The 12,367-nt window shown below is 28.9% G+C and carries 13 protein-coding genes; 3 read left to right on the plus strand and 10 right to left on the minus strand.

The window, feature by feature from the left end:
* Positions 1-72: 72 nt before the first annotated feature.
* From Q0617_RS05015 to Q0617_RS05030, 4 genes are all read right to left on the minus strand, one after another.
* Positions 73-648 (minus strand): Fe-Mn family superoxide dismutase, encoded by a 576-nt coding sequence (locus Q0617_RS05015; RefSeq protein ID WP_298751152.1) that lies wholly within the window; start codon positions 646-648, stop codon positions 73-75.
* A 146-nt stretch (positions 649-794) separates the two neighbouring features.
* On the minus strand, positions 795-1,385 hold the full coding sequence (locus Q0617_RS05020; protein ID WP_298751154.1) for a hypothetical protein: 591 nt from the start codon (positions 1,383-1,385) through the stop codon (positions 795-797).
* Positions 1,386-1,453: 68 nt separating this feature from the next.
* On the minus strand, positions 1,454-2,620 hold the full coding sequence (locus Q0617_RS05025; protein ID WP_298751156.1) for an FAD-dependent oxidoreductase: 1,167 nt from the start codon (positions 2,618-2,620) through the stop codon (positions 1,454-1,456).
* On the minus strand, positions 2,617-2,946 hold the full coding sequence (locus Q0617_RS05030; protein WP_298751158.1) for a hypothetical protein: 330 nt from the start codon (positions 2,944-2,946) through the stop codon (positions 2,617-2,619). Before Q0617_RS05030 ends, Q0617_RS05025 begins: the two co-directional genes overlap by 4 nt.
* 133 nt (positions 2,947-3,079) lie before the next feature.
* On the opposite strand from Q0617_RS05030, the gene Q0617_RS05035 reads away from it, so the two are divergent.
* Positions 3,080-3,958, plus strand: coding sequence for a DnaJ C-terminal domain-containing protein (locus Q0617_RS05035; RefSeq protein WP_298751159.1), 879 nt, complete (start codon positions 3,080-3,082; stop codon positions 3,956-3,958).
* Positions 3,959-3,969: 11 nt separating this feature from the next.
* On the plus strand, positions 3,970-4,350 hold the full coding sequence (locus Q0617_RS05040) for a helix-turn-helix transcriptional regulator (protein ID WP_298751161.1): 381 nt from the start codon (positions 3,970-3,972) through the stop codon (positions 4,348-4,350).
* A gap of 15 nt (positions 4,351-4,365) precedes the next feature.
* Here the strand turns inward: Q0617_RS05040 and ftsZ are convergent, their stop codons facing one another.
* The 6 genes from ftsZ to arsC form a co-directional block, all read right to left on the minus strand.
* Complete coding sequence (gene ftsZ, locus Q0617_RS05045) at positions 4,366-5,499, minus strand: cell division protein FtsZ (RefSeq protein WP_298751163.1); 1,134 nt, start codon at positions 5,497-5,499, stop codon at positions 4,366-4,368.
* Positions 5,499-6,887: a cell division protein FtsA gene (ftsA, locus tag Q0617_RS05050; protein ID WP_298751166.1), complete on the minus strand. Its 1,389-nt coding sequence runs from the start codon at positions 6,885-6,887 to the stop codon at positions 5,499-5,501. Before ftsA ends, ftsZ begins: the two co-directional genes overlap by 1 nt.
* Before the next feature lie 3 nt (positions 6,888-6,890).
* Entirely contained in the window at positions 6,891-8,354 is a 1,464-nt protein-coding gene (locus tag Q0617_RS05055; protein ID WP_298751168.1) for a peptidylprolyl isomerase, read from the minus strand.
* 68 nt (positions 8,355-8,422) lie between these two features.
* Positions 8,423-10,705: an AAA family ATPase gene (locus Q0617_RS05060; RefSeq protein WP_298751170.1), complete on the minus strand. Its 2,283-nt coding sequence runs from the start codon at positions 10,703-10,705 to the stop codon at positions 8,423-8,425.
* Positions 10,705-11,061: a hypothetical protein gene (locus Q0617_RS05065; protein WP_298751172.1), complete on the minus strand. Its 357-nt coding sequence runs from the start codon at positions 11,059-11,061 to the stop codon at positions 10,705-10,707. Before Q0617_RS05065 ends, Q0617_RS05060 begins: the two co-directional genes overlap by 1 nt.
* Entirely contained in the window at positions 11,061-11,408 is a 348-nt protein-coding gene (gene arsC / locus Q0617_RS05070; RefSeq protein WP_298751174.1) for an arsenate reductase (glutaredoxin), read from the minus strand. Before arsC ends, Q0617_RS05065 begins: the two co-directional genes overlap by 1 nt.
* A 77-nt stretch (positions 11,409-11,485) precedes the next feature.
* On the opposite strand from arsC, the gene Q0617_RS05075 reads away from it, so the two are divergent.
* Positions 11,486-12,367: hypothetical protein (locus Q0617_RS05075; RefSeq protein WP_298751176.1), on the plus strand; the 882-nt coding region annotated here is incomplete at its 3' end.

Raw genomic sequence — 12,367 nt, forward strand, 5'->3', positions numbered from 1 at the left:
TTGATTTTTGATAGATATTAAAAAAGGGTCATAAAAAATATGACCCTTTAAATAGATTGATTAAGATTCTTACTATTTAAGATTTTGAGCTACAAAATCCCAATTAACTAGTTTCCAAAAGTTTTCTAAGTATTTTGGTCTTGCGTTTCTAGTATCAATGTAATATGCGTGTTCCCACACATCACAGGTAAGAAGTGGTGTTAAACCATCAGTTAATGGAGTTCCTGCATTTGCAGTGCTTATAATTGATAATTTACCACTTGAATCTTTTACTAGCCAAGCCCATCCTGAACCAAAATGAGTTACTGCTTTATTTGTAAATTGAGTTTTAAACTCTTCAACTGATCCAAATGCTTCAACTAAAGCAGCTTCTACATCACTAGAGATAGTAGAACCACCTGGAGTTAAACCATTCCAGAAAAAGTCATGATTAAATACTTGTGCAGAGTTATTAAAAAGCCCACCTTCAGAACCTTTTACAATTTCTTCTAAAGAAGCATCTTCAAACTTTGTTCCTTCTATCAAATTATTTAAGTTATTTACATATGTTTGATGGTGTTTTCCATAGTGGAATTCTAAAGTCTCTTTTGACATTAGAGGTTGTAATGCATCCATTTCGTAAGGTAGTTTCATTAATTCGTGTTTCATTTTAAATCCTTTAAAAAATATTAATATTAAAATGATACTGCTATAGAATTAAAAAACAATAATAAGATTAAATTAGTTTTTTATTTAAGAGTGAATTAGTCTTATTTAAGAATTGTAAAAAATAAAGGGTCAAGTGACCCTCTATATTAATTTAATAAGTCAACTAGTGGCTTTAAAGAAGCTTTTTTCTCTTCTTCATTCATAGAACCATCCATTGCTTCTTCTTTTACTTTTCCATTATAAATATTTGTAATACTACCATTTTCATCAATAATGTACGCAAAATAACTTGTTTTTGTAGTATCATCTAAATTTAAAGAATCAACCATAGAACCATCAACATCAAAAATCATAGGAATAGTTGGGTCATCATTCAACTCTTCAAGTTTCCCAGAAACTACCCATTTTTTGATAAACCAAGGTGCTTTTGAAATATTTGCAACCAAAACATATGGTAACTCTATTTCAAAATATTTTTTTAAGTCTTTTACGATTATTAAAGAATCATGATTACCTACAACCACTAAAGTCTTTTGACCAGTTTTAAATACCTCACTTGAAGATACAGGATTTTCTTTTCCTACAAGCTCCAAAGATGCAGGAACTCCACTTAAACTTAATTCAGTACTTCTATTAACATCATTTTTTACATCTTTTGGTTTTTCGGCTGTTAGGTAAACAAGTAGTCCAAAACCAACAATACCTAAAAATACTAATTTTAAAATATTTTTTAACAATTTTTATCCTTTTAATAAAATTGTAGGAGTTTAACTTTTTAATATAAATACAATATTAATAAACATTATCACTTATTTCTTCTAACCCATTTTTTAAATAATCTATCAACAGTAATTTCATCATCTAAAGTATCTTTTTTCTTTATAAAGTCAACAAGTTTTTTTGCTAAATAAGGAGACAAAACAAACCCTCTTCCTCCTACACCATTTAGTATAAAAAGATTATCATGTCTTATAAATCTATCACTTTTAACATGTGTACCATTTTTTAAGTATGGAAACATATTTAGAGTCTCTTTTGAATCAACTAAACTTCCTACTATTGGAAAATAATCAAAGCTACTAGCCCTTGCTCCAAAGTAAGTTTTTAATACTTTTACATCATTTAATGTTTTTATATTGTTAGCCTTTTCTAAAAGCTCTAATGTATCCTTTTTGTATAATTCATTTGTATAACCAATATTAGATAAATTACTTAAACTTGGATTTTCAAAAGCTTTAAAATCTTTTTCTAATTTACTCTCAAACCTATGATGTGTAGCCCCTATTGAAACTTTATATAAATCATTTGTAACTTTATTATATGAAGTAGAGATAGAACACTCTTTATGATAGTTAAAATCTATACAAGTTGTTGTAGAAATATCAATTCTTTGTCCCCATACAGCTCTTATGTTTATATATTCTTCATCAATTAGTTTAATATCAGAGCCAGTGGTTAAAATAAGATTTTTTGTCTTTATTTCATCATTTATAATCCAAGTTCCTTCTTTATATTTTATATGTTTCACTTCATAATTAAATATTTTATCTACATTAAGAGTGAGCTTTTTACATAGTTCATAAGAAAAAACTTGAGAGCCTATTTTAAAGAAAAATCCCCCTTCTTTCTCTTCCCATTCAAAGTCAAAATGTTTTTTATAAACATCAAACTTTAACCTATCATCTTCGTCTTTGGGAACTCTTAAAACACCTTTTTGCACAATAAGACTTTCATCTAAACTCTTATAAAAATCCACTGCGAAACTTAAAGACTTAGTCACTAGCTCTTTAAATTTGTTTGGTTTTCCAAGAAGTGGAGATAAAAAACCTCCTGCAACACCAGAAGCAAATTGTGCCACATCTTCAAACCTGTCTATTAAAAGTACTTTATCCTCTTTTAGAAAGTGTGATACACAAGAACCAGCAATTCCAGCTCCAATAACTACATAGTCATAATCTTTTGTTTTTTTCATGATTTTTTTAATAACCTAAAATTTGGTCTCCAATACCCTTTTCCGCCGTATAAACTAACGCATCTATATCCAGGTAATTTACTTCGGTAAAATTCAAGTCTCTCTTTTGTGGTTTTTCCAGTGTCACAATAAAATACAAATACTGTTTTATCTTTAGGAAACAGTGCCATTTCATAAGGGTTGTATTTTATACAGTTATCAGTATCAATAGGTTTTAATACCGTATCTACTAATAGAACATCAATGCCCTGTTTTTCAAGTTCATCTTTATAATTTAGGTACTCCTCTTGAGTCCATTCATCTTTTTCAAATATTTTTTCATTCATTTGATGATTTTAGTATATATTTACTTTTTTAGCAATTAATCTTATTTTTCGCTATTTTTTATAAAACCTTGATTGACTACGACTCAAGTTTGTGCTATAATAATATAAATATTATAACTTATATGGAGTTTTTATGGCAAAAAGTTTATACGAAACATTAGAGGTGAGTGATGGTGCCTCAACTGATGAAATAAAAAAAGCATACAGAAAATTAGCAAGAAAATATCATCCTGATGTAAATAAAGATAAAGATGCAGAAGAGAAATTTAAAGAGATAAATGCAGCATATGAAGTATTATCAGATAAAGAGAAAAAACAGCAATATGACCAGTATGGTGATTCTATGTTTGGTGGACAAAACTTTCATGACTTTGCAAGAGGTCAAGGTGGAAATGTAGATTTAGATGAAATCTTAAGACAGATGTTTGGAGGTTCTGGAGGCTTTGGTGGAAATGGTTTTGGAAACCAAGGCTTTGGAGGACAAGGTTTTGGTGGTTATAGTGAGCCAGATTTAGACATGAGCGCACAAATTACTATTGCCTTTGATATTTCTATACTTGGTGGAAAACAACAAGTCTCATTCAACAATGACTCTTTTGATATTAAAATCCCTGAAGGTATTAGAGATGGACAAAAAATCAGAGCAAAAGGTAAAGGTAAATCATACAATGGCAAAAGAGGTGATTTAATTATAAAAATAAATGTTGCTCCTAGTCCTGAATATACATTAGATGGAGATACTTTAACTAAATATTTTGATATACCTTTAAAAACAGCTCTTTTTGGTGGCAAAATAGAGATTAAAACTATTCATAAAACAATAACGCTAAAAGTACCAGAAAATACGAAACAATACCAAAGATTTAGAGTAAAAGAGCTAGGAATCTTAAATAGAAAAGTTGGAACAAAGGGTGATTTATATTTAAAAGCAAATATTGTATTACCTAAAGTTGCAGATTTAGATGAAGAAGTTGTTAATTTATTAAAAGAGAAATTACCAGAAACTATATAAAAGAGGACATTATGGATACAAACTCATACTCAGAACCCGTTTATTTGATTTCAGTAGTTGCACAAATTCTTGAAATACATCCACAAACACTAAGACAATATGAGAGAGAGGGTTTAATTACCCCCTCAAGAACAAATGGCAAAATCCGTTTATACTCTCAAAAAGATATTGACCATATAAAATATGTACTAAGACTTACAAGAGAGTTAGGAATAAACCTAGCTGGAGTTGATTTAATACTTCAATTAAATAAAAAAATAAATACCTTAGAAGAAGATGTTGAAAAGTATAAAACAAGATTAAGAGAGATTGATAAATTTGGAGTTGTACCCTCATCAAAAGCTTTAGTAATTAAAAAAAGCTCTTATGATATAGTGATTTTTGAAGAGTAGATAAGCTTTCTACTCTTATAAATGATATTGTACTACGTAATCTCTCATTAATGGAGGAACATCTAAATAGTTATCTTTATCTGTAACTATTGTTTGTTTTACACCATCATCAGTTGACTCTTGATCATTTTTTCTAGGTTCAGGTTTAGATTCAAACCCAGTAGCTACGATTGTAATCTTTACTTCATCTTTTTGTAAAGAGTCATCAGAAGTTGTACCAAATATAATCTCTGCATTTGAATCAATAGTATCATGTATTTTTTCCATAACATTATTAATAGCAAACATAGAAATTTGTGGGTGAATATTAAAATGAATCAAAATACCTTTTGCCCCACTTAGAGACATCTTATCAAGTAAAGGAGAGTTTGTAGCAACATCCAATGCTTTAATAGCAGCATCTTCACCTTTAGCTCGCCCTATTCCCATAAGTGCCATACCTTTATGCTGCATGATAGTCTTTACATCAGCAAAGTCAGTATTAATATCACTATTTCCAGGATTTAGAATAACTTCACTCATCCCATTTACAGCTTGATATAAAATATTATCGATAATTTTAAAGGCATCTTTCATACCAATATCTTTATCAACAATATCTAGTAACTTATCATTTGGAACAACAATAATAGAATCACTTACTTTTTTTATCTCTTCAAGACCTAGATTTGCTAATCCTGCTCTTTTTTTACCTTCCCAAGTAAATGGTTTAGTTACAACAGAAACTGTTAAAGCACCTATTTCCTTAGCAGCTTTTGCAATAATTGCAGCAGCTCCCGTTCCTGTACCTCCACCAAGTCCAGCAGCTATAAAAACAATATCTGCTCCTTCTAAAGTGTTTTTAATCTCTTCATAACTCTCTATTGCAGAATCTCTACCAACTTCTGGCTTCATCCCCGCACCAAGACCTTTGGTTAGCTTTACACCCAACTGTATTTTTTTAGGTGCTCTTGAGATATTTAAAACCTGTAAATCTGTATTTGCAGCAATCAAATCAATTCTTCGAGTACCCTCTTGAATCATGTGGTTGACCATGTTACAACCACCTCCACCAACACCAACTACAGTAATTTTTGCTACATTATCTGACAAAGTTTTATTTGGCATTTCTACTGTGATATCGTCCACTCTAAATAATCCATTATCCATTAAAACCACTCCGAAACTTTATTCCAAAATTTAGCCATACCTTTACCTTTATCAGTCTTTGATATTTTAGGTAACTGTGTAGTATCTTCAGGTTTAAGTTTTATATCCATATTTGCTTTTTGTTCAGCTTGCCTTATATTACGTTGAGCCTCTTTTAATTCTTCTTTTTGAATAATCTTTTGTTTTATTACTTTTCTTCTTAGTTTTTTATTTGAATCTAACTCGAAATTTCTATTTTTATCTAAAGAGTAAAAAAGAAGTCCTGAGATTGTTGACATAGTTGGATCATCAAAATTCATATATCCATTTTTGATATTTCTTGGATTTGCAACTTTTATAGGCTGATTTTCAAAAACTAAAGTAGCCAACTCTTTAATCCCTTTTAATCTACTCATTCCACCAGTTATAACAATACCCGCATCCAAATTATCAGCTATTCCACTTCTATTTAACTTCTGTTTTACTAATAATAAAGTCTCTTCAACTCTTGCATGAATGATATTTCTTATATCTACCAAAGAAATCTCTTCAGTTACTTGTTCATCACCAATTCTTGGGATTTTTATTTTTTTAATAGTTAGTTGATCATCTTCACTATTATTTGAAAGTAGGCTTCCATATTTTATTTTTATTAGTTCTGCTGCATTATGAGGTGTGTGAAGCATTACTGATAAATCATTTGTGATATGATTTGAACCAACTGGTATAAAATCAGTATATAACAAAGAACCACCTTTATAACATGCAAACTCTGTAGTTGTACTACCAATATTTATTACTAAGCTTCCAAATTTATTTTGTTGTTCATCTAAAACTGCAATTGCAGTTGCATAACTATTTAAAACAAAGTTAGTTATCTCAATATTTGATTCTTTAAAAGCAGATCTTAGGTTTGTCAATGCTGTTTTTTTTGCAGTTACAATATAAACAGATACTTCAAGTCTTGCACCATTCATATTTAAAGGATTATCAACATCTGCTGAATCATCAACTTTAAAGAATATAGGAATAACATGAACAATATCATACTCAGGAACAATTGTAGCATTGTATAAAGCCATTTGCATAACTTGATTTATCTCATGTTCTGTGATTATTCCATTTGGAACATTTACACTTCCCATACTTCTTATACCCTTAGTATAAGAACCAGATATGGCAACAACTGTTGATTCAATTGGTTCAGAAGTACTTCTTCTTGCTTTTAGGACAGCATTTTGTATAGATTTAGAAGCTAATTCAATATTTGTTATAAGCCCTTTATTAATTCCATCACTTGTTTCAATACCTGTACCTAAGATATTAATTTTATAGTCTAAATCATTTTTTGCAATAATTGCTGTAACGTCAGTAGAACCAATATCTATTGCTAGAAGAGTATTACCCAATTTTTACTCCTTGTGATCTAAAGATGAAGTAACTTCATATCTGTTTTCAAGATTCTTTACTAAGTTTGACATAAGCTCAGCTTTTTGTAGCTTTAATAATATATCTTTTACAGATTCTTCTTCTTTTGTAGTGTCTGTTGCTAATTTACTTGCAGTGATTTTATAAAGTACTACTTTTCCTGCTACTTCTATTTTTCCCTGTTTTTCTTTTGAGACAAAAAGTTTATTTAAAAAAGCATAAGCTTCGTTTGTATCTAAACCTTTGATTTTATTTACTGAAGTTCTAGTAATAAAGCCAAGATTTTCACCCTCAAAGTTTTCCATTGCTTCTTTAGCTAAAGAATTTATTTTTTCACTTCTTTTAATATCTAAATAATCTGCTTTTACCATATCTTTTGCCATATCAAAAGATAAAGGCTTTGGCGCTTGTTTTTCTATTAGTTTTACAATTGTAAAACCATCAGTTGCTTCAAAAGGTTTTAAAACAACTCCTACAGTAGAATTTTTAACTTCTTCTATGTTTTCAGGTGAAAAAGGTAATTCATTCTCAAAGATTGTTGTAGTTGCATCAAATTTTTCTTCATCTTTTTTAAGTGCTAAGTATTTTTTTAAAGCATCTCTTTTTGTAGATTTTAAACTTAATACTTTTATCATATCATCTTTTGCTTCTTCAATAGTCTTTATTTTTCCATCTTCTTTTTTATAATCAGTTTTAAACTTTGAATAATGCTCTTGCAACTCATCTTCTGTTGGAATAATCATCTCTAATGGTACTTTAGAAATAGCTAATCTATAAATATTTGTTGACATGTATTTTATTTTGTTTGTTTTCCAATAATTTCTTAAAATAGTGTCATTTATTTCAATGGCTATAGATTTAGGGTCTAATACTTTTATTGATACTTCATCTTGTGCAAAAAGTAACTTTGATAAGTTTGTAACTTCAATTGCAGAAGGATTTAGATTAAATAAAGATTCAACTTTTTGTAAAAGTAAATCTCTTTTTAAAGATTTTTCGTATTGTACTGCAGTTGTAGCATTTTGACTTAATACTCTTATGTAAAGTTCTTTATCAAACTTTCCATCTTTTATAAAAGCAGGCATTTGAACTAACTCTTTTGCAATATCTTCATTTGTAACATTTAAACCTAAATCATCAGCATAAGATAAAATAAGATTTTTTTGGATTGCTAAATTTATAGCTGCTTCTGGAAGTCCAATTTTTTTAGCCATCTCTTGGTTAAATTGATTTCCATACATTCTAGAATATTGTCCATAAAGTGATGAATATTCTCTTTGATACTCTTCAACACTTACTTTTCTATCACCTACAACAGCTACTGATCCTGAAGAGTTTCCATACTCATAACTTCCCCATCCAACGAAACCAGCACCCACGAACGCTATTGTACTTATCCAAATTGTAATTACTAACCATCTTTTGTGTCTTTGCATCCAAGTTATCATACTAATAAAATCCTCAATAAAATTTTAGATATATTACTCAAATATAGCTTTTGGAAATGTTAAACTGCTTAGCTTAGTAAATCATTTATAACAGATTCCCTTTTTGTGGTCTCTATTCTCTTACAAGCACCTTTGAAAGCATCCTCTTCTCCTACTATATAACACATACTTTTAGCCCTAGTAATTGCTGTATATAATAATTTTGTATTATGCATAATATAGTGGGAAAAGCTCATAGGAATAAGTGCATTATCATACTCCATACCTTGAGTTTTGTGTATGGTTAAACAATATGCAAGTGATAATAAAGAGTCCAAATCATCGAAGTTATAGAAAACTACCATATCATCATTTGGATAAAGTACAATACACTTGCTTTCTTCAAAATCTAGCTTAATAATAAGTCCCAACTGTCCATTAAATACACGGCGTTCTAAATATTCACTAGAACCAGTTCTATACATTTGCATTGTTTGGGATTGCATATTCTCATTTTTTATATGAATTACTTTATCACTTAGTTTATATTCATAAAGTTTTGTTTGTTTTGACTCTTCCCTTGAACTATTAAATATTTTTTGAAGTTGATTATTTAGGTTCTCAACCCCTAACATTCCACCTTTCATGGGAGTTATTATTTGAAAAAGAATAAGTGCTTTTGAGATGTTTTTATCTTTTATTAAAGTATAGAACTCCTTGATATATGCACTTGATATATTTAATATCATACTTAATATTTGTTCAGAGTTTTGACCTCTTAAATTTGAAAAATCATTTTGACCTAATGAGTTTTTTGAAGCATAGTAGTTAGATATAGAGACATCTAAAAATTTAAAATCTTCATAATTTCCATTATATTCAGGGACATTCCCTTGCCTAATCTCATTTGCAATTACTGCTATGGCTTGATTTTCATTTTGTCTATATATTTTTGTAAGTTTACAAATTGGAGCTAGTTCATGATTTATAGAATCACTTAATATATTTCCAGCACCAATAGCCGGCAACTGCCCATCATCTCCTACTATTATAAAAATTGTATCTTGACCAATTTTTGATATGATTTGATAAAACATAACAGAATTTACCATCGAAGCTTCATCTAATAATATTACTTTATAGGGGAAATATTCATTCTCTTTATGCTTTACAAAAAGTGATTGTATTGTAGAACTATTATATCCTGTAGTATCAGCTATTCTTTGAGCTGCAATACCACTTAATGCTATCGCAATAATATCATCATAAGAGTTTATCTCTTGAAGAAGTTCTAGAATTGCCCTACTTGAAGTTGATTTACCAGTTCCGGCATAACCTATAAGAAATAGTGTTTTATGACCTTCGTTTATTAGTTCTACTGCTTTTCTTTGCTCACTACTTAATGTAAAACCTAAGCTTTTCTCTCTTTTATCTAAGTATTCATCTATATTTGAAACTATTTTTTTCAAATACATATCATTTTCTCTAGCTCTAAAAAACTCTAGGACTCTTTTTTCTGCAAAATATAACATTGACGGAGCATATCTATTCTCTTTTGTTTTATAAATATCCTCTTCAAGTTCCATTTTTGTCAAGGCATTTTCATAAAGCATCTCTTCATTTTGAAACCTTAGTGCTTCATCAAGTAATCTAAAAAGATGATATTTATCAATTGAAGAGTTTCCATTATTATCACAATACTCTCTTAAAGTATAGTTCATACAAGCCATTATTCTGAAGTCTGATTTTTCATCAATACCTAAAGCTTTTGCAATCTCATCTGCTCTTTTAAAACCAATACCTTTGATTCTAATTAATACATAAGGATTTTTTTGAATAACTTCAATTAAGTTTTCTACTTCACTAAACTCTGAATAAATTTTTGTAATAAGATTTGATGTAACACCAAACTTTGATAAAAAAGAACCTAATTCACGCAAGTGTTTAAATTTTTGCCAAGAGGCTTTTATAGTTGAGAGTTTTTTTTCTCTTATACCTTTAAAACTTAGAAGTTCTTCTGGCTTATTGTTTAAAACTTCTACAAGCTCTTCTTCTGTGTATTTTTCTAAAAGTTCTAAAGCAACTTTTCGCCCTATTCCTTTAACTATTTTTGTTAAAAAGAAATATAACTCTTGCTCTTTTAACTCTAATGTATCAAAAGCAAATTGGATTCCATATTTTTTATGAGTTACCCAGTTACCCATCAATATTATATTTTCACCAACTATCTTTTCAATATCTGTATCAAAATATGTTCCACATATCTTCTGATCATTATCTAACACAGCTATACAAAACCCTGTGTCTTTATTGGAAAAGAGTACTTTTTTTAAAGTTCCTGAGAGTTTAAAACTTTTGTTTTCATCTTCCATTAATATCCATCATCAAATTTTTTGTGTTTATGTTTATCTTTTTTATAATTAGCTTGGTTTCTATCTTTTTGAAGTAAATTTGCCTCTTTTAGAAGTCTAGTTCTCTCTTCTTCAAAGTCATCTGTATGATTTTCTAAATACAAAAGGGTCAAATCAATAAACTTTTTTAAACTTAATAAATAAGCAGAAGTCAATTCAACTTTTTTTACTCTTTTTGTATCTTCAAAGTTTTTTAATGTTCTTTGTTTAAAAATTTCAAAATCAAAATCTTCTAGCTTTAAAAGAGATACTGTTCTTGTAAAAAACTTCTCTAAAACTCTTATATATCTAATCCTAAGCTGTTTTTCGTGTATCATTAAAAAAGTTCATCTATTTTTTCTAATGGTCTTGCAATAACTGCGCTTCCATCTTTTATAACTATTGGACGCTCAATTAGTTTTGGATTATCAGCTAAAGCTTGAATTAGCTTTTCTTCATCATTTTCATCTTTTAAGTTTAACTCTTTATAGATATCTTCTTTTGTTCGCATAAGACTTCTAGCACCCATACCTAACATTTGAAGAACTTCTTTTATATCTTCTTTTGTTAATTTTGCGTCCATGTATTTAATAATACTTAAAGCTATTTTCTTCTCTTCTAAGTAATTTAACGCATCTCTTGATTTTGAACATCTAGGATTGTGCCAAATAGTTATATCTTGCATAGTTTTCCTCTATTCCAATTTTTTTCTTATTATACCAAAAAAGATTTATGATTTAATTTTATGCTATACTTACTACTATGTTAGTATCAACAAATACACAACTTAATATCTTAGTAGCAAATAAAACAAGTAATGCTGTAAAAGAGGTTTTAAAAGAGGCTGATGTAAAAACTCTAACAAGTCAAAATAAAGACTTCAATGTCTCAACACTACTAAAAACCCTTTTTAATAACGTTCAAAACAGTACAAAATCAAATGAAACTGTGCTTAATTTATTAAAGAATTCAAATCTAAGTAAAGATTTAGGTTCATTTACTTCAAATTTGCAATCATTAGTAAAAGCCCTACCAGATGATAAAAGTACACAAGAATTAAAAACATTTTTACAAAAATTTTCAATCACTCCTGATCAAGCCACACCCAAAAATGTAGAAGGTCAAATACAAAAAAGTGGGATATTTTTAGAATCAAAACTTCTAAATCAAGTAAATAATCCCGATAGTAAAAATCAAAATAGCCTATTAAATGATATGAAGGCTGTTTTACTTAAGACAAAAGCACAACTAGAAACAATCATAAGTAATCAAAGTAAAAATCCAACTCCACAAAAAGCAGAAGTGGCACAAAATAATGCTCAAGTTACACAAAATGTAAGTAAAGAGAATATCAATACAACTGAGACTTTAAAACAAATAGATAAATTATTAACTCAATTAAAAAGTCTTGATACTTCAAACATTAAAGAACAAGTTACAAAACCAAATATAAATAGTGAAGCAAAGCCAACACAGCAAGCAACACCTGCTCAAACTATAAAGCCTGATTCACCTTTAATCAATGACATCAAAACACTTTTATCTAAAGTTCAAGCTCAATTACAAAACCAAGTAGCAAATCAAACACAAACTCCACAAAAAGCAGAAGTGGCACAAAATAATGCTCAAGTTACACAAAATGTA

This window comes from uncultured Arcobacter sp., from assembly GCF_937982575.1.
Lineage (GTDB): Bacteria > Campylobacterota > Campylobacteria > Campylobacterales > Arcobacteraceae > Arcobacter.